The sequence below is a fragment of the Pedobacter sp. 05L430 genome (assembly GCF_056397585.1).
The window spans coordinates 14,498-32,743 of sequence record NZ_JBFTNT010000027.1 but is presented as its reverse complement, the minus strand read 5'-3'; the positions used below and the strand labels follow the sequence as shown (position 1 = coordinate 32,743).

Annotated in this window: 15 protein-coding genes; 8 read left to right on the top strand and 7 right to left on the bottom strand. The window is 40.0% G+C overall.

Annotation, left to right across the window (positions count from 1 at the left end; all coding sequences use genetic code 11):
- Nucleotides 1-36 precede the first annotated feature (36 nt).
- From metH to AC1DG9_RS07390, 3 genes are all read left to right on the top strand, one after another.
- Nucleotides 37-3,696 (top strand): methionine synthase, encoded by a 3,660-nt coding sequence (gene metH / locus AC1DG9_RS07400; protein WP_288882694.1) that lies wholly within the window; start codon nucleotides 37-39, stop codon nucleotides 3,694-3,696.
- Between the two features lie 23 nt (nucleotides 3,697-3,719).
- A complete protein-coding gene (gene metF, locus AC1DG9_RS07395; RefSeq protein ID WP_172661916.1) occupies nucleotides 3,720-4,673 on the top strand; it encodes a methylenetetrahydrofolate reductase [NAD(P)H] in 954 nt (317 codons plus the stop codon).
- A 103-nt stretch (nucleotides 4,674-4,776) separates the two neighbouring features.
- Nucleotides 4,777-5,211, top strand: a complete 435-nt coding sequence (locus tag AC1DG9_RS07390; RefSeq protein ID WP_172661917.1) for an META domain-containing protein — start codon at nucleotides 4,777-4,779, stop codon at nucleotides 5,209-5,211.
- Here AC1DG9_RS07390 and thrC read toward each other — a convergent pair.
- Genes thrC through thrA form a run of 3 tightly spaced genes read right to left on the bottom strand, consistent with a single transcriptional unit; the run spans nucleotide 5,198 to nucleotide 9,900 of the window.
- Entirely contained in the window at nucleotides 5,198-6,508 is a 1,311-nt protein-coding gene (gene thrC / locus AC1DG9_RS07385) for a threonine synthase (RefSeq protein WP_172661918.1), read from the bottom strand. The two genes, AC1DG9_RS07390 and thrC, sit on opposite strands and share 14 nt — an antisense overlap.
- Before the next feature lie 12 nt (nucleotides 6,509-6,520).
- On the bottom strand, nucleotides 6,521-7,456 hold the full coding sequence (locus AC1DG9_RS07380; RefSeq protein ID WP_172661919.1) for a homoserine kinase: 936 nt from the start codon (nucleotides 7,454-7,456) through the stop codon (nucleotides 6,521-6,523).
- Nucleotides 7,453-9,900: a bifunctional aspartate kinase/homoserine dehydrogenase I gene (thrA, locus tag AC1DG9_RS07375; RefSeq protein ID WP_337717863.1), complete on the bottom strand. Its 2,448-nt coding sequence runs from the start codon at nucleotides 9,898-9,900 to the stop codon at nucleotides 7,453-7,455. The genes AC1DG9_RS07380 and thrA overlap by 4 nt, the downstream gene beginning before the upstream one ends.
- A gap of 259 nt (nucleotides 9,901-10,159) precedes the next feature.
- Between thrA and rsgA the strand changes: the two genes are divergently transcribed.
- The 4 genes from rsgA (at nucleotide 10,160) to AC1DG9_RS07355 (ending at nucleotide 13,460) form a co-directional block, all read left to right on the top strand.
- The gene (rsgA, locus tag AC1DG9_RS07370; RefSeq protein ID WP_048903646.1) at nucleotides 10,160-11,080 is read left to right on the top strand and encodes a ribosome small subunit-dependent GTPase A; all 921 of its coding nucleotides are present in this window, start codon (nucleotides 10,160-10,162) and stop codon (nucleotides 11,078-11,080) included.
- 5 nt (nucleotides 11,081-11,085) lie between these two features.
- Complete coding sequence (dtd, locus tag AC1DG9_RS07365) at nucleotides 11,086-11,538, top strand: D-aminoacyl-tRNA deacylase (protein ID WP_477634471.1); 453 nt, start codon at nucleotides 11,086-11,088, stop codon at nucleotides 11,536-11,538.
- A gap of 64 nt (nucleotides 11,539-11,602) precedes the next feature.
- A complete protein-coding gene (locus AC1DG9_RS07360; RefSeq protein WP_288882702.1) occupies nucleotides 11,603-13,132 on the top strand; it encodes a glycosyltransferase family 39 protein in 1,530 nt (509 codons plus the stop codon).
- A 1-nt stretch (nucleotide 13,133) separates the two neighbouring features.
- On the top strand, nucleotides 13,134-13,460 hold the full coding sequence (locus AC1DG9_RS07355) for a nucleotide pyrophosphohydrolase (RefSeq protein WP_477634470.1): 327 nt from the start codon (nucleotides 13,134-13,136) through the stop codon (nucleotides 13,458-13,460).
- Nucleotides 13,461-13,512: 52 nt separating this feature from the next.
- Here AC1DG9_RS07355 and AC1DG9_RS07350 read toward each other — a convergent pair whose 3' ends face one another.
- Together AC1DG9_RS07350 and greA are read right to left on the bottom strand one after the other, a co-directional pair.
- Nucleotides 13,513-13,914, bottom strand: coding sequence for an HIT family protein (locus tag AC1DG9_RS07350; RefSeq protein WP_172661923.1), 402 nt, complete (start codon nucleotides 13,912-13,914; stop codon nucleotides 13,513-13,515).
- A gap of 11 nt (nucleotides 13,915-13,925) precedes the next feature.
- Nucleotides 13,926-14,399, bottom strand: a complete 474-nt coding sequence (gene greA / locus AC1DG9_RS07345) for a transcription elongation factor GreA (protein ID WP_048903641.1) — start codon at nucleotides 14,397-14,399, stop codon at nucleotides 13,926-13,928.
- Between the two features lie 191 nt (nucleotides 14,400-14,590).
- On the opposite strand from greA, the gene AC1DG9_RS07340 reads away from it, so the two are divergent.
- The gene (locus AC1DG9_RS07340) at nucleotides 14,591-16,468 is read left to right on the top strand and encodes a M1 family metallopeptidase (RefSeq protein ID WP_337717861.1); all 1,878 of its coding nucleotides are present in this window, start codon (nucleotides 14,591-14,593) and stop codon (nucleotides 16,466-16,468) included.
- Here AC1DG9_RS07340 and AC1DG9_RS07335 read toward each other — a convergent pair.
- Nucleotides 16,463-17,389: a 2-hydroxyacid dehydrogenase gene (locus AC1DG9_RS07335; protein ID WP_288882708.1), complete on the bottom strand. Its 927-nt coding sequence runs from the start codon at nucleotides 17,387-17,389 to the stop codon at nucleotides 16,463-16,465. The genes AC1DG9_RS07340 and AC1DG9_RS07335 overlap by 6 nt on opposite strands.
- A gap of 47 nt (nucleotides 17,390-17,436) precedes the next feature.
- Nucleotides 17,437-18,219 (bottom strand): 16S rRNA (adenine(1518)-N(6)/adenine(1519)-N(6))-dimethyltransferase RsmA, encoded by a 783-nt coding sequence (gene rsmA / locus AC1DG9_RS07330; protein WP_172661926.1) that lies wholly within the window; start codon nucleotides 18,217-18,219, stop codon nucleotides 17,437-17,439.
- Between the last annotated feature and the right edge of the window lie 27 nt (nucleotides 18,220-18,246).

Genomic DNA, 18,246 nt, shown 5'->3' with positions numbered 1-18,246 from the left:
ACTTTAGCTTATTACCTACTCATATTACTATTAAAAATGGACATTAGAGCAGAGTTAGAAAAACGTATCCTGATCATTGATGGTGCGATGGGCACTATGATACAACGTTACGTCCTTTCTGAAGAAGATTTCAGGGGCGAGCGGTTCAAAGATCACCCGTGTGATGTAAAAGGTAATAACGACTTACTAAACATTACCCGTCCAGATATCATTAAGGCAATTCATACCGAATATTTAAAGGCCGGTACAGATATCATTGAGACCAATACCTTTAGTACCCAACGTATTTCACTGGCCGATTACCAGATGGAAGAGCTTGATTATGAGATGAGCTTTGAAGGGGCTAAAATAGCCAAAGAGGCAGTTAATGAATTTATGGCGGCTAATCCCGACAGAAAATGTTTTGTTGCCGGTGCCGTAGGCCCGACTAACAGAACACTATCTATTTCTCCGGATGTAAACGATCCAGGGTTCAGGGCACTCACTTTCGATGAATTAGTTGATGCTTATTACGAACAAATACGCGGACTGGTTGATGGCGGTTCAGACCTGCTTTTAATTGAAACCATTTTTGACACCTTAAATGCCAAGGCCGCCATATTTGCCATCAAAAAATATGAGAATGTAATTGGCCGTAAAATAGAGATTATGATCTCCGGAACCATTACTGATGCTTCCGGCAGAACTTTATCAGGCCAAACTGCCGAGGCTTTCTTAAATTCCGTAATACACGCCAATCCATTAAGTATAGGCTTCAACTGCGCCTTGGGGGCAAAAGACATGAGGCCGCACATAGAAGAACTTTCGGCTAAGGCAGGCTGCTATGTTTCTGCCTATCCTAATGCGGGTTTGCCAAATGAATTTGGTGCTTACGATGAAATGCCTCATGAAACTGCTCATCTGGTAGAAGATTTTATTCAGCACGGTTTTGTAAATATTGTAGGTGGTTGTTGCGGAACTACACCTGAGCATATCGGCTGCATAGCCGAAAAAGCAAAAAATGTAGCACCGCGTAAAATACCTCAGATAGAACCTTATCTGCGTTTAAGCGGATTGGAACCGGTTACCATAACTCCAGAGAGTATTTTTGTAAACATTGGTGAGCGTACAAACATTACCGGTTCTCCAAAATTCTCTAAGCTCATTTTAGGTGGAGATTTTGAAGCGGCACTTGCCGTTGCCCGTCAGCAGGTTGAGGGTGGTGCACAGGTTATCGATGTGAATATGGATGAGGGGATGATTGATTCGGAAGCCTCTATGACCAAATTCCTTAACCTGATTGCGTCTGAACCTGATATTTCCAAGTTGCCTATCATGGTCGATTCGTCTAAATGGACGGTTATAGAAGCCGGGTTAAAATGCTTGCAGGGAAAAGGAATTGTAAACTCCATCTCTCTTAAAGAAGGCGAAGACAAATTCCGTGAAAGTGCGCGCAAAATCATGACCTACGGTGCTGCCATAGTAGTAATGGCATTTGATGAGCAGGGACAGGCCGATAATTTTGAAAGAAGAAAAGAGATCTGTAAAAGATCATATGATATTTTAGTTGATGAAATTGGCTTTCCGCCTCAGGACATCATCTTTGACCCGAACATCCTTACCGTTGCAACCGGATTAGAAGAACATAACAACTATGCGGTAGATTTTATAAATGCTACCCGCTGGATCAAAGAAAACCTGCCCCATGCAAAAGTAAGTGGTGGTGTTTCGAACATCTCCTTCTCGTTTAGAGGTAATAATACCGTTAGGGAAGCGATGCACTCTGCATTTTTATACCACGCCATCAAAGCTGGTTTAGATATGGGGATTGTAAATGCCGGAATGCTAGAGGTTTATCAGGAAATTCCGCCAGAGCTTTTAGTACTTGTAGAGGATGTATTGTTAAACCGAAGAGACGATGCTACAGAGCGGTTGGTTGAATTTGCAGACACCATCAAATCTAAAGGAAAAGAGATTGTCAGGGATGAGGAATGGCGTAAAACCAGTGTAGAAGAAAGACTTTCTCATTCGTTAGTTAAGGGAATTATAGAATACCTTGATGCTGATGTTGAAGAAGCACGTCAGAAATACGCGAGACCCATTCAGGTAATTGAAGGTCCATTAATGGACGGGATGAACATTGTGGGTGACCTTTTTGGGGCCGGTAAAATGTTCCTGCCGCAGGTTGTAAAATCTGCTCGTGTAATGAAAAAGGCCGTGGCTTATCTGTTGCCATTTATTGAGCAGGAAAAGCTGGATAACCCGGATCAGGATCAGAATTCATCGGCCGGAAGGGTATTAATGGCTACTGTAAAAGGTGATGTTCATGATATCGGAAAGAACATTGTAGGTGTAGTTTTAGCTTGTAATAACTTCGAAATTGTGGATATGGGCGTAATGGTTCCTGCACAGGAAATCATTAAAAAAGCCAAAGAAATAAATGCTGATATTATTGGCTTAAGTGGTTTAATTACCCCTTCGCTTGATGAAATGGTACACTTCGCCAAAGAAATGGAGCGCGAAGGCTTTACCATTCCTTTAATTATTGGTGGTGCTACTACCTCCAGGATTCATGCTGCGGTTAAGGTTGCGCCTAACTACTCGGGGCCAGCCATCCATGTGCTTGATGCTTCGAGAAGTGTAACGGTTTGTAGTACTTTAATGAACAAAGATACCCGCGATGAGTACATCCAGGGTATTCGCGAGGAATATGATAAAGCACGTGAGGCGCACTTAAATAAGCGCTCTGATAAACGTTTTAAAACAATTGAAGAAGCCAGAAAGGATAACTTTAAGATAGATACCGCATTGGTTGCTCCTGCTCCTTCTTTTACAGGAACCAGGGTATTTGAAAATTACCCTCTTGAAGAGCTTGTGCCTTATATAGACTGGACTCCTTTTTTCCAAACCTGGGAACTGCGTGGTAGTTACCCGCGTATCCTTGAGGATAAAGTTGTTGGTGATGAGGCTAAAAAACTTTTTAATGACGCCAAAGCATTGTTAAAAAAGATTGTTGACGAGAAATTACTTACTGCAAAAGCGGTAATAGGTTTCTGGCCTGCATATGCAAAAGGCGATGATATTGTGCTTGATGTGGAAGGTAAAGAGGTGGTGATCCATACTTTACGTCAACAAGCTGAAAAAGTTGCCGGACAACCATATTATGCGCTCTCGGATTTTATTGCACAACAGGAAACTGGTGTGCCTGATTATTTTGGCGGTTTCGCACTTACTACAGGTATTGGTTGTGATGAAATGGTAGCTGAATTTGAGGCTAACTATGACGACTACAACAGTATTATGGCTAAGGCATTGGCCGATAGGCTTGCTGAGGCTTTTGCTGAGAAAATGCATGAGCTTGTCCGTAAGGATTACTGGGGTTATGCAAAGGATGAAAATCTGGACAATGAGGCACTGATTAAAGAGGAATACGCAGGTATTCGTCCGGCACCGGGTTACCCTGCTTGTCCGGAGCATACCGAAAAAGGCACTTTGTTCGAATTGCTCGATGCCGAGAACAGAATTGGCTTGCATTTAACTGAAAGCTATGCGATGCACCCTACCGCAGCGGTAAGCGGTTTCTACTTTGCCCATCCGCAATCAAGATATTTTGGACTTGGTAAAATAACCAAAGACCAGATTGATGATTATGCAATCAGAAAAGACATGCCTGTAGAAGAAGTAGAAAGATGGCTAAGTCCTAATCTTGCCTATTAAATTAACCAAACAAACTGACCAAAATGAAAATTGTAGATCATATTAATAATGCCAAGGGTAAAACCTTGTTCTCTTTTGAATTATTACCGCCAGTTAAAGGCAAAAGCATAGACGAAATTTATAAAGCGATAGATCCGTTAATGGAGTTTAACCCTCCTTTTATAGATGTGACCTATCACCGTGAAGATTATATTTATAAACAACACAGTAACGGCCTGTTAGAAAAAGTTTCTTATCGCAAAAGACCSGGTACAGTAGCCATTTGTGCTGCTATTATGAACAGGTACAAAGTAGATGCAGTACCTCACCTGATTTGCGGCGGTTTTACGAAAGAAGAAACCGAGAATGCTTTAATAGACCTTCAGTTTCTGGGTATCGACAATGTGTTGGTACTAAGAGGAGATGCGCGCCATGCGGATTCTTCTTTTATTCCTACCCCGGGTGGACATGCCTTTGCAACCGATTTGCTGCAACAGGTAACTGACATGAACAGCGGAAGGTACCTGCACGAAGATCATTCTGCATTTAAAACAGATTTTTGCATCGGTGTTGCCGGTTATCCAGAAAAACATTTCGAAGCGCCTAATTTGAAGACTGACTTTAAGTATCTGAAACAAAAAGTGGATATGGGTGCAGAGTTCATTGTAACGCAAATGTTTTTTGACAACACCAAATACGTGAATTTTGTGCAGCAATGCAGAGAGAATGGGATCAATGTGCCCATCATTCCGGGCTTAAAGCCGATTACTTCATCTAAGCAGTTAATCAGTTTACCAAAGGTATTTCACATTGATCTTCCGGAGGAACTAACTGAAGCAGTTCAGGCGTGTAAGGATGAGAAGCAAGTGAAAGAGGTGGGCATAGAATGGATGATACAACAATGTAAAGAGCTAGTCCAGGTTGGCGCACCTGTATTGCATTTCTATACAATGAGTAATCCTGAGCCAACCAAAAAGATTGCTCAGGCAATATTTTAAGAAAAAATACAATCAAAACGATCGGTATCCTGAATTTTTCAGGATACCGATCGTTTTTAAAATAGTCTTTGTACCTTTAGGCTAACAAACTAATTTTACCGCTATGAAAAAACTGATGCTACTTATACTTGTCATTGCAAGTGCCTTTACAGCCTGTACTACTATAAAGTCTGGAACAATAGGAAATGGTGGGCTATCTCAATTGAGCGGAACTTGGGAACTTAACTATATTTCGGGTCCAAGAATAGCATTTAATGGCTTATACCCGGGTAAAAAACCTACGATCACATTCGAAGTGGCAGATAAAAAATTCAGTGGCAATACCAGCTGCAATTCTTACTCAGGAGCACTTGTTGCCGATGATACTTCCATCAACTTTACAGCGCCTTTTGCAATGACAAGAATGGCTTGTCCGGGCGAAGGAGAATCTACATTTGTACAAATGTTAAAGAAAGTAGGTAGTTATTCAGTAACCAGCGATACCACCCTTAACTTTATGATGGGCGATATCGCTATTATGCGTTTTAGTAAAAAGTAGTTAAATACTTTTTAAACGACTCGTAATCTGTATTCATCTTTTGTGCTTTTTTTGGCTTGGCCAAAAGATCTTTTACCTGATCCGGGAACTCAATATTTGCTTTGATTGTTTCCGGGAAAACATCAGGGAATTTACAGGCATGCGCTGTAGAAAGGAAAATGCCGGTATAATTATCGTCAGGATGTTCTGCTCTATATTTTTGTAATGCAAGCCATGCTATTGCAGTATGCGGACAGGTGATATAATTGAACTGTTCATATATTGCATTTATTCCGCTTAATGTTTCCTCATCGGTAAAGCGATAGCTTTGCAAAATCTGTTGTAATGCTTCCTTGTCGTTTTTAAACAGGTCCATTATCCTTACCCAATTACTTGGTGCACCTACATCCATTGCATTAGAATAGGTTTGTACAGATGGCTTGGTTTCGTAGACACCTGTTTCTAAGAATCTCGGAACAGTATCATTTACATTGGTTGCTGCTATAAATTGCTTTATCGGCAATCCCATTTTATAAGCCAAAAGGCCTGCTGCAATGTTACCAAAGTTTCCACTTGGAACAGAAAATACTACTTCCTCCTTACCTTGTCTCTTTAACTGGGCATAAGCATTGAAATAGTAAAATGTTTGCGGGATTAGTCTGGAAATATTGATAGAATTTGCCGAGGTCAACCTTAACCTTGCATTTAACTCTTCATCTGCAAAAGCTTGTTTAACCAGGGCCTGGCAATCGTCAAAAGTTCCATCAATCTCTACTGCATGGATATTCTGCCCGTTTGTACAAAGCTGCAGCTCCTGAATTTCGCTTACTTTTCCTTTAGGATAAAGGATAGTTACCCTGGTATGGGGAACACCTAAAAAGCCTAAGGCCACAGCCCCGCCGGTATCGCCAGATGTAGCAACAAGCACATCCAGGGTTTTCTCATTATCCTTTAAGAAATAAGCCATAATGCGGCTCATAAATCTGGCGCCAAAATCTTTGAAAGCCAGTGATGGGCCGTGGAATAATTCCAGTACTGCAGTGTTTTCGTCAAGTGACACTACCGGAGCTTCAAAATTGATAGCATCATCAATAATGGCTTGAAGATCTTCTAAAGGTATAGCATCTTTAAGTAATACCGCAGCTACTTTAAAGGCAATTTGGGATAAAGTGAACTGATCTATATGATCAATAAATTCTTTATCCAATTCCGGAATGTGAACCGGCATATATAAGCCTTTATCCAAAGGCATACTGTTAAAAACAGCAGTGGCAAAATCTACTTTTAAACTTTGGTTGTTGGTACTGTATAGTTTCATTTTGTTTGGTTATTAATCCAATATAATAGGGCCTCTTTTATTTACTTCCGAAACAAAAGACAAGCTATTTATCGAAATGTTCTTTAAATGCTGCTTTAACTTTTCAGTGATTTTGTTTGCTGTATCTGCATCCTTTGTAAGTGCAAATACCGATGGCCCTGATCCCGAAATACCAAAACCTACAGCACCTGCCTTCATTGCAATAGTACGCAGTTTGTAAAAATCAGGAATTAGTATGGAACGTGTTGGTTCAACCAGTATATCTGTCATACTTCTTCCGATCAAATCATAATCCTTCATAAACAATCCACTGACCAAGCCGGCCACATTTCCCCATTGGGTTACTGCATCCTTTAACAAAACTTTAGAACGGATCATCTGGCGGGCATCTTTAGTTGGCACATCAACTTCCGGGTACACTATTGCAGCGTGCATCTCTTCAGGAAAAGGCAGACTAATGATGTCCAATGGCTGATAACTTCTGATCAACACAAAACCCCCCATTAAGGCAGGCGCAACATTATCAGCATGACCATATCCGCAAGCCAGCTCCTCGCCTTTCATGGCAAAAGGAACAAGTTCTTTGTTGGTTAGTAAATTACCCATCAATGTGTTTATAGCAAACAAACCGGCTACAGTACTTGCAGAGCTTGAACCAAGTCCGCTGCCTATCGGCATCTTTTTGTGCAGTTCAATTTCTACACCCAGATCAGGTTTACCAATATGGTTTAAGTAATGTTGAACACTGGCACTTACTGTATTTTTTGTTGGGTTTAATGGCAACTTCCCATCATCACCTGTAATTTTTGAAATAGTAATACCCTTACCATCGGTAAGACTCATAATTACCTCATCACCTGGTTGGTTTACGGCAAAACCTAAAACATCATATCCACACACCACATTGGCAACAGTAGCTGGAGCGAAAACTTTTATAGACTTTTTCATCGTTTACCTACGTTTATGATGTCAGCAAATACGCCCGCAGCAGTTACTTCTGCTCCAGCACCAGGTCCTTTTACAACCAAAGGCCTGTCTTTATAACGATTAGTAGTAAACGAAATAATGTTATCACTACCAGAAAGGGTATAGAATGGGTGATTCTCATCTACCATTTGCAGGTTAATGGAAACCTTACCACCTTCTAGCTTACCAATATATCTTAATACTTTATTGTCTTGAGTCGCCTGTTTTTTCAGGTTCTCGAAGTAAGCTGAATTATTTTTTAACTCTTTATAAAAGTCGGCCACACTTTCTGCAGCCATACATGATGGAGGTAACATATTTTCTAGTTCTATATCTTTTTCTTCTAATGCATATCCGGCATCACGGGCCAGAATAAGCATTTTACGCATAAAGTCTTTCCCATTAAGGTCATCTCTCGGGTCAGGTTCGGTATACCCTTTTTCCTGTGCTTCTTTTACTACTTCATGAAAAAGAACTCCGTCTTTGTAGTTGTTAAAGATGTAAGAGATAGTACCCGAAAGGATGGCTTCGATACAAGCTACCTTGTCGCCACTTAGCATCAGGTCTTTAAGTGTACGGATAATTGGCAAACCTGCCCCTACATTGGTTTCGTAGAAAAAGTCGACTCCATAAGTCCTTGCTGCTTGTTTAAAGGCTGCATACTGCTCGTAATCTGCAGAGTTTCCTATTTTATTGCAGGTAACTACAGAGATGCTCGATTGTAATATATCCAGATAAAACTCAACCGGATTATGGCTTGCAGTATTGTCAACAAACACACAGTTCGGAAGGTTCATCGCTTTCATTCGTCTGATGAAATCAGGTAAGCTTGCTTTTGTGTCCTGATTGTTTAAGTCTTCTTCCCAGGTATTAAGGTCTATTCCTCTTGGGTCAAGATACATTTTACGGGTATTACTAACCCCCATAACTTTTACTTGCAAATCGTTATTATCGGCAAGGAAAGGCATTTGATCCTGAAGTTGTTTAAACAGGGTTTTACCTATGTTGCCGGTACCCAGACAGAACACATGTAAAGTCTTTTTAAGATCTGCATAAAATGCATCATGAATGGCATTTACTGCCTTAGACAAGTCGGTTTTCGAGATAATTACCGAGATGTTATATTCTGAAGAGCCTTGTGCAATGGCCCTTACATTTACACCATTACGGCCAAGGGCGCTAAACAATTTACCAGACATACCTGGTGTGCGCTTCATGTTCTCACCAACTATGGCTACAACTGATAGTCCGTTTTCTACTTCAGGATATTCAAGCTTTCTGGCTTGAAGTTCCAGTTCAAACTCTTTATTGATTAACGACAAGGCCTTTAAAGAATCGGCTGGTTTTACCGCAAAGGTGATGCTATGCTCGGATGACGACTGAGTGATCAGCACAACGTTAACCTGTTCACGTGAAAGCATAGAGAACAACCTGCCACTAAAGCCTGCTTTGCCTACCATGCCGCTTCCTGAAAGGTTTAAAACGCTGATCTCATCAATTGAGGAGATTCCCTTTATCGGAAGGTTTGAAGGGCTTATGCCGTGCTTAATGTATGTTCCGGCAAAGTCAGTATTAAAGGTGTTTTTGATTACAATTGGAATCTTCTTTAAAAAAGCAGGGATCATGGTTGGGGGATAGATCACCTTGGCACCAAAATAAGAGAGCTCCATTGCTTCAGTATAACTCAGTTCAGGTAATGAAAAAGCTTTTTTAACGATGCGCGGATCCGCTGTTAACATCCCGTCAACATCAGTCCAGATCTGTATTTCTGATGCGTTTAAGGCTGCACCCCATATTGCGGCGGTATAATCGCTGCCGCCACGACCAAGAGTGGTTACACGCCCATCATCATTGCTTGATATGAAACCGGTAACAAACAAAAGCTTGTCTTGGTTGGCTTCGTAAAAATCGTTGATAAGCATCTCGGTCATGTAAGTATTTACCTTAGCCTGGCCAAAATTACTGTCTGTTTTGATCAGCTCTGCTCCATCAACATAAACAGCATTAGAAAATTGTTGTTTGGCAATGTGGCTGATCATTACTGTAGAACAGCGTTCGCCATAACTAAGAATCAAATCTTTGGTTTGAGCACTAAGTTCACGAAGATTATATACGGATTGTAAAATATCTTCCAGTTCGTTAAAATAAATTTTAAGTTTAGTAAGCACTGGATTTTGTGCCCCGGCAGGTAACAAAGCTCTGATTACCTTGAAGTGTTTCTCCTCAACAAGTTTTAATGCGTCGCCGTAGTCTCTTAGGTTCCGGGCATTTTCTGCCATGTCAAGTAATGCGTTGGTAACACCGCCCATGGCTGATAAAACTACTATAGGGTTCTCATCTCCCTGCAGTGGTTTAAGTATCTCTATCAAAGCGCTTATGCTTTCGACAGAACCGACCGATGTGCCTCCAAATTTTAAAATATTCATAGTTGTTGGTTAAAAAAAAAGCGCCTTCCTGGTTTAGAGGAAGGCGCTTTTCGTGGTTTTTTATTTTTTCAGTTACACCATTAGCTTACCTTCCTCCGAGTAATCCCGGTGGTGGTTGTAGTGGTTGTAATTGTTGAGTTCATATACATTGTATTTTTTACACTTAGTGTGCTGCGGTGTAAAGTAAAGTTATATTTTTCTAATTAGCAAATGATTATAAAAATATTTTATATCAGGTTTCTTACCTTTACACCTTTATATGCGAGGATTAGTAATTAAATCAACAGGAAGCTGGTATCAGGTACATGCAGAAAATGGCATCAATTATGACTGCCGGATTAAGGGCAAGTTTAGAATTCAGGGTATTCAGACCACAAATCCTATTGCCGTTGGTGATCAGGTAGAGTTTGAACTTGAGCCAAATTCCGACAATGGGGTGATTCATAAACTGCACGACCGGAAAAACTACATTATCCGTAAATCCATCAATTTATCAAAACAGGCTCAAATTATTGCGGCCAACATGGATCAGGCTTTTCTGGTAGTTACCCTTGCCTCTCCCCGCACGTCTTTAGGTTTTATAGATCGCTTTTTGGCAACGGCCGAAGCCTATTCCATTCCTGCGGTTCTGATTTTCAATAAACTTGACCTCTTTAATGAAGATGGCCTGGCTATTTTAGCTGAATATGCAGCTATTTACGAAAACATAGGTTATCCATGCTATACCGTATCTGCTATAGAAGGCACCAATATCCCTCAGATAGAAAGTTTACTTAAAGACAAAACGACTTTGTTTTCTGGCCACTCAGGTGTAGGAAAATCAAGTCTAATTAATGCATTACTACCCGGAAGAAGCATTAAGACTGGTGAAATATCGGAAGCCAGCGACAARGGCCAGCACACTACAACTTTTGCAGAGATGCATACTTTACCTTTCGGAGGCTATCTTATAGATACTCCGGGCATCAGAGAACTGGGCATATTTGACATCAGGCCTGAAGAACTTGGTCATTATTTCAGAGAGATGAGGGACTTGATGAATGAATGTAAATTCAATAATTGCCGACATGTGAATGAACCAGGATGTGCTGTGATAAGAGCGGTAGAAAATGGTGAAATAGAGCTAAGCAGGTACGAAAGCTATCTTAGTATTTATAACGGCAACGAAACACGGGCCTAAGCGGTATGAGAGCGGTTATCCAAAGAGTTACTGAAGCCAGCTGTAAGGTAGACGGCAAAATAACAGGTGCCATTACCGATGGTTTTCTGGTATTGCTAGGTATTGAAGATGCCGACACACATGAAGACCTGGATTGGCTGGCTCAAAAAATAGTGAACATGCGGGTTTTTGGAGATGAAAACKGGCTAATGAACAAAGGTCTCGCAGATATTGATGGAAACATTTTACTGATTAGTCAGTTTACATTGTTTGCGTCTACTAAAAAAGGCAATAGGCCCGGATTTACCAGGGCAGCAAGACCTGACAAGGCCATTCCCCTATATGAATCCATGATTAAGCAATTGTCTTCATTGCTCAATAAAGAAGTCCAAACCGGAATATTCGGGGCAGACATGAAGATCAGCCTTGTAAACGATGGTCCGGTTACCATCAGTATCGACACAAAAAACAAAGAATAACAGCTTTGCTGAATTTTGGGTAAATTTATTTTCATCATAAATTAATCTTACCTAAATTACTGGTATGCCACTCCAAAAAACCAACACTGAAACCATTGTTTTAGTATCCTTTGTTGTATTGAAGCTTTTTTTACACTGTTTCCTGATTAATCCGGTATACGAATTACATCGTGATGAGTTTTTACACCTCGATCAGGCAAACCATCTGGCATGGGGCTTTCAATCTGTTCCTCCTGTTACCTCCATTTTTGCATGGATCATAAAAATGCTTGGCGGCGGTACTTTTATAATACGTCTGATTACCGCGTGTTTTGGCGCAGGTACATTAATGTATTCCTGGTTTATTGTAAAAGCGCTAAAAGGTGATCTGTTTGCCAAGATATTATGTATGGTGGCATTGTTTGCATGTGCCATTGCGCGTTTGGATATGTTATTTCAGCCCAATGCTTTTGATATTTTATGCTGGACAGCCACTTACTATTACTTTATAAAATACATCTCTACAAATGCGCCAAGGTTTATTTACTATGCAATACTTGCCATTGCAATTGGTTTTTTAAACAAATACAGTATTGCTTTTTTGGTTGTTGGTTTAGGGCTTGGGTTTTCCATATCCGCGCAGCGGCATATATTTGCTGTAAAACACTTATACTTCGCCATTGCCATTGGCCTACTGCTGGTTTTACCAAATCTGTTATGGCAATATCAAAATCATTTCCCTGTGGTTAAACATATGAAGGAGCTTGCAGCAACCCAGTTGGATAAAATTAACCGAATAGACTTCCTAAAAGAGCAGTTGCTTTATTACATCGGCGATCTGTGGATTTTATTTGCTGCAGCAATTGCCTTTTTTGTTTATAAACCATTTAAAAATTTAAGATGGATTGGCTTAAGCTACCTGATTACCATTGGCTTGTTTACCTGGTTTAGGGCAAAAGGGTATTATGCTGCCGGGCTTTATCCTGTTTTACTAGCCTGCGGATCTGTTTATCTCGCCGCTTTACTTAAAACTGGATGGCAAAGATATCTTAAGGCTATTCCTTTAATTACTGCTGTAGCAATGTTTTTTCTTATCCTGCCTTATGCCTATCCAATACTAACCCCGAGGGAAATTACCCTTAAAAAGGAGAAATTTGAAAAACTAGGTGTTATGAGATGGGAAGACGGGAAAAACCATCATCTCCCTCAGGATTTTGCTGACATGCTTGGCTGGAAAGAATTGGCAACAATTGTAGATGAGGTCTATAAAAGGATCCCGCAAAAGGAAAACCTGATTATTCTTTGTGATAATTATGGAGAAGCCGGAGCTATAAATCATTATTCTACTTTTAAAAACATCAATGCTGTTTCTTTCAGTGCAGACTACATTACCTGGGTTAATCTGGACAAACAAATTAAAAATGTTATCCTTGTTACGAGTATAGACGATGATGATCCCGATCGGAAAGTGGAAAAACCTATATTTGAACGGGTATCGAAAATCAATTCCGTTAAAAATAAAATGGCCCGTGAATACGGGACATCCGTTTATTTACTGGAGAACGCTAAAATTGACATCAATGCCCGGTTAAGAGCGGAAATGAAAGAAGACTAAAATGACAATAGAAGAAGCACAGAAAACTGTAGACCAATGGATTAATACCACAGGCATCAGGTATTTTAATGAATTAACGAATACCGCCATTTTAATGGAAGAGGTGGGTGRGGTAGCCAGAATCATGTCTAGAAAGTATGGCGAGCAATCTTTTAAGAAAAGCGACGAAGCAGTTGATCTGGGTGATGAAATGGCTGATGTGCTTTTTGTATTGATATGTTTGGCCAATCAGACCGGCATTGATTTGACCACTGCCCTGGAGAAGAACCTGGTTAAAAAGAATATTCGCGATGCGGAAAGGCATAAAAACAACGAGAAGTTAAAATAAAAAAAGGCAGCGTTTTTAGACGCTGCCTTTCAGGTATTTCAAAATAATGTCTTTAATCGAGGGTTAGTGCTGCTTTAATTTTAGCTGCCGCTTCTGCCAATTCCTCGTCTGTAGGTTTTAGCTTTTCTTTACTAAAATTCATGTCGTTTACGGCATTCATTGGAATCAGGTGAATATGCACATGTGGTACTTCAAGTCCGATTACTGCCACGCCTACTTTTTTACAGGGAAAAGCTTCCTTTAACCCCTGGGCTACAATTTTTGCGAACAAGGTCAGTCCAAAATAACTTTCGTCATCCATATCAAAGATGTAATCAATTTCCTTTTTTGGAATAACCAGTACATGCCCCATTACTAACGGACTCACGTCTAAAAAGGCAAGGAATTCACTGGTTTCTGCAACTATATGTGCCGGAATATCGCCATTAACAATTTTTGAAAATATGCTTGACATGATTTTGGGTTTTATCTCGTGATTTCCAATATTTCGAATTCAATTTTACCGGCCGGTACTTGAATTTCAGTTTTATCGCCAACTGACTTACCCAATAAACCCTGGGCAATAGGAGATTTTACAGAAATCTTTCCTGTTTTTAAATCTGCCTCCGACTCCGCTACCAATTGATAGCTCATTGTAGCGCCATTTTTAACATTTTTGATCTTTACGATTGATAATGCAAGTACTTTAGAAGTATCCAGTTTCGATTCATCAATTAGCCTTGCTGTTGAAAGTGTTGTTTCAAGCTTAGCTATCTTGGCTTCATGTAAACCTTGGGCTTCTTTTGCTGCATCATATTCCGCGTTCTCAGAAAGGTCACCTTTATCTCTTGCTTCTGCTATTGCTTTAGATATTAACTGCCTTCCGGTAGTTTTTAAATAGTGCACCTCTTCTTTTAGTCTCTCTAAACCATCTTGGGTATAATATGTTACCTCTGTCATAGCTCGTTTATTTTGTTAGTTACTCTAAAAAACAAACAAGACTACATGGGATTCTAAACCTACATAGTCTTGCTTCAATTAAAACGAAGATAATGGGGTAATACCACAAAAACAAATTATTGATCTAAAATGATGCAGTTATGAACAAAATAAGGCTATTTTTATATTTCCATTAAGTTAACAGTTATAGAATGAATACTTTAAAAACCCTATTTCTATTCTTAATCACTTCATTTACAGTTAGTGCACAAGAATTATACACACCCAGAAATATAAAAAATGCATATGATAATGGAACACGTTCATACGATGGGAAACCAGGTAAAAATTACTGGCAAAATCGGGGAAAGTATGACATTCAGGTATCGGTTGACGAAAAAAACAAGATTGTAACTGGAAAAGAAACTATTGTTTACGCAAATAATAGCCCTGATACATTAAAATCAGCCGCAATAAGATTCGTAAACAATATCCACAAACCAGAATCTCCAAGATCTGGTTATGTTGGTGCTGATTTCTTAAGCTCCGGCTTAAAAATCTCCTCATTTACAGTAAATGGCCAGGCCTACCAAGTGAACAGTACCAATTGGGGGACGGTTGCAAGTGTTGCACTTAAGAGCCCACTCCCTTCTGGCCAATCGGCAACCTTTGTGATCGAATGGAACTATCCCTTGTCAAAGCAGAGTGGTCGCGAGGGACAAATCGACAACACTTCTCTTTTTGTGGCCTACGCTTACCCCAGAATATCTGTATATGATGATTACAATGGATGGGATATGATTCCGCATAGCGACAGAACAGAGTTTTATAACGATTTTAACGACTATAAACTTGCTGTTAAAGCGCCAAAAAATTATGTTGTCTGGGCAACAGGTGATCTGTTAAACCCTGATGAAGTTTTGGAAGCTGAATATGCGTCGAGACTTAAAAAGTCTTACACTTCTGACGAGGTGATCCATATTGCTACAGCCGCTGAAATGAAAAAAGGCGGGGTAACAAAACCAAAAGACGACAACATCTGGAAGTTTGAAGCCAACAATATAAGCGATGTTACTTTTTCATTAAGCAGTAGCTATTTATGGGATGCAGGAAGTATTGTAGTTGATAAGAAAACCAATAGAAGGGTTAGTGTTCAGGCGGCTTATAATGAAGCTGCAAATGATTTTTCTCATGCAGTTGAATGGGGCAAGCTTGCACTGGATTGGTTCTCTAACAACTGGCCTGGGGTGCCCTACCCTTTCTCCAAAATGACCGCTTTTCAGGGATTTGCTGACATGGAATATCCAATGATGGTGAATGACTCCAGCACGCCAGATCTGGAGTTTTCTCAATTCGTACTTAATCATGAAATTGCTCATACATATTTCCCTTTTTACATGGGCACCAATGAAACACGCTATGCATTTATGGATGAAGGTTGGGCCACCACATTAGAATATTTGATAGGGCAACAGCAATTAGGCAAAGAAAAAGCCGCAGAAAATTATAAGAAGTTCAGGGTACAACGTTGGATATCTGACCCTTCAACGGAGCAAGATCAGCCAATTATCTCTATGTCAACCCAGGTATCAGATGCCGGATACGGCAATAATGCATACGGTAAACCTTCATTGGCATATCTGGCTTTAAAAGATTTACTTGGCGACGAAGTATTTGGAAAGGCACTGCATACCTACATGGATCGTTGGAATGGTAAGCACCCCATTCCATGGGATTTCTTTTATTCCTTTAATGACGCCACAAAACAAAATTTAAACTGGTTTTGGAACAATTGGTTTTTTAGTAGCAGCTACATAGACCTTGCTATTGAAAAGGTAATTGTAAAGGGGAACAATTATACGATTTCAGTAAAAAATGCCGGAGGATTTGCAATTCCTTTTGACCTGAAGGTTATTTATAAYGACGGCAAGGAACAGCTGATTCACCGAACTCCGGAAACATGGAAAAACAACCGTAAAGAGACATTTTTTGAAATCAGGGCAGATGCCCCCGTACGATCGATCACCTTAGATGGCGGTATTTTTATGGATGCCAAACCAGCTGATAATATTTGGCTAAAGAAATTATAAGTTGCGTAACTTCTCTGCCAGAACTTCTGAAATCTTGCGATAAGAGTCGAAGGTCCAGCCCCCAACATGTGGTGTTAATATCACCTTGTCGGATTTAGCCAGCTCCTGGTACCAGTTCTGAGTTCCCAAAGCAGGAAATTTCTCTACCTCTAGTACGTCGAGCCCTGCGCCGAGTATTTTATTTGCAGCTATTGCATTTAAGACTGCCTTTGTATTTACTACCTCGCCCCTTGCGGTATTGATAAAAAATATTGGCTTGCGGAAGTGAAACAGATACTCCTCATCTACCATTTGCCTGGTTTCAGATGTAAGCGGAATATGTAGGCTCAGCACATCGCTTTGCTTTACAATCTCTTCCATGCTTACTTCTTTAGCGTAAGCATCGGTAAAGCCTGTTTTATATTTATCATATGCAATAACGTTAACTTCAAAACCTGCTAATTTTTTCGCAAAGCTTTTACCCATAAAGCCATAGCCTATTATCCCTACGGTTTTACCTTTAAGCTCAAATCCACGACTACCCTCTCTGTCCCAAACACCATTTCGTACTTCAATGTCTGCCCTGCGGAAGTTATTCATAAGTGCAAGCAGCAAACCTGTAGCATGCTCTCCAACAGCATCCATGTTTCCTTCGGGAGCATTTAGCAGCTCAATATTTTTTTCCTTGGCAAACGCTTCATCTATGTTATCTAATCCCGCTCCTGCCCTTGCAACAAATTTTAACTTAACGCCCGCGCTTAAAAGTTCTTTATCAATCAAAAATTTTGTTCGAACAGCTATTCCTTCATACTCAGCAATTACAGCAAGCGTTTCGGCTCTTGTAATTAACGGTTGATCGTTTACTTCGTATCCCAGTGCAATGGCACTTTCTTTAAATGCCGGATGCAGATCGTCTACTATTAATATTTTCCCTTTGGTCATTATTAGAATTCTATTTATGCAAAAATACAGGGTTTAGTGATTTGATTTTACTGAGATAGCTGTGCTAAATGCTGTGTTAGCGCTATAAAATCTGCAACGCTTAATTGCTCCGCACGTTTATCAAAAAAGGCATGGTCATCCATTTTATCTTTAGGTACCACCCCGGATAGCGCATTACGCAATGTTTTTCTTCTTTGATTGAAACCCGCTTTTACGGTACGCCAGAAAAGCTTTTCATCACACGGCAGTGTTTCTACATTATTCCGGCTGAGCCTGATCACACCTGAATTTACTTTTGGTGGGGGATTAAATGTACCGGGCTTAACAGAAAACAGGTATTCAATATCGTAATAAGCCTGGATCAACACACTTAAAATGCCGTAGTCTTTAGTTCCTGCCTTAGATGCACAGCGTTCTGCAACTTCTTTCTGAAACATACCAACCATTTCCACAACATGTGTTCTGTTTTCGAGAATCTTGAACAGGATTTGAGAAGAAATATTATAAGGAAAGTTTCCGATGATCGCATACTTGTCAGGAAAAATTTCAGAAAGATTTAATGCCAGGAAATCACCATTTATTAGTCTATCGCCAAGCTGAGGATATTTTTCCTGCAGAAAACGATACGATTCCACATCTATATCAATTAAAAAAGTTTCAAGGTCTGTCCGTTCCAGTAAAATATCTGATAAGATTCCCATGCCCGGGCCTACCTCAAGTACTTGTTTGTATTTATCGGTATGAATAAGGCCGTTTACTATTTTTGCCGCAATGTTTTTATCCGTTAAAAAATGTTGCCCTAAATGCTTTTTTGCCTTTACCAAACTCATATCCTGATCTATTAAAAGGTGCAAAAT

What these genes read in the sequence shown, in the direction of transcription:
- AC1DG9_RS07380 (WP_172661919.1), bottom strand. Translation starts at nt 7,456, where the DNA reads ATGAAAAAGTCTATAAAAGTTTTCGCTCCAGCTACTGTTGCCAATGTG.
- AC1DG9_RS07360 (WP_288882702.1), top strand. Translation starts at nt 11,603, where the DNA reads ATGCCACTCCAAAAAACCAACACTGAAACCATTGTTTTAGTATCCTTT.
- thrC (WP_172661918.1), bottom strand. Translation starts at nt 6,508, where the DNA reads ATGAAACTATACAGTACCAACAACCAAAGTTTAAAAGTAGATTTTGCC.
- thrA (WP_337717863.1), bottom strand. Translation starts at nt 9,900, where the DNA reads ATGAATATTTTAAAATTTGGAGGCACATCGGTCGGTTCTGTCGAAAGC.
- greA (WP_048903641.1), bottom strand. Translation starts at nt 14,399, where the DNA reads ATGACAGAGGTAACATATTATACCCAAGATGGTTTAGAGAGACTAAAA.
- rsmA (WP_172661926.1), bottom strand. Translation starts at nt 18,219, where the DNA reads ATGAGTTTGGTAAAGGCAAAAAAGCATTTAGGGCAACATTTTTTAACG.
- AC1DG9_RS07350 (WP_172661923.1), bottom strand. Translation starts at nt 13,914, where the DNA reads ATGTCAAGCATATTTTCAAAAATTGTTAATGGCGATATTCCGGCACAT.
- AC1DG9_RS07335 (WP_288882708.1), bottom strand. Translation starts at nt 17,389, where the DNA reads ATGACCAAAGGGAAAATATTAATAGTAGACGATCTGCATCCGGCATTT.
- AC1DG9_RS07390 (WP_172661917.1), top strand. Translation starts at nt 4,777, where the DNA reads ATGAAAAAACTGATGCTACTTATACTTGTCATTGCAAGTGCCTTTACA.
- metH (WP_288882694.1), top strand. Translation starts at nt 37, where the DNA reads ATGGACATTAGAGCAGAGTTAGAAAAACGTATCCTGATCATTGATGGT.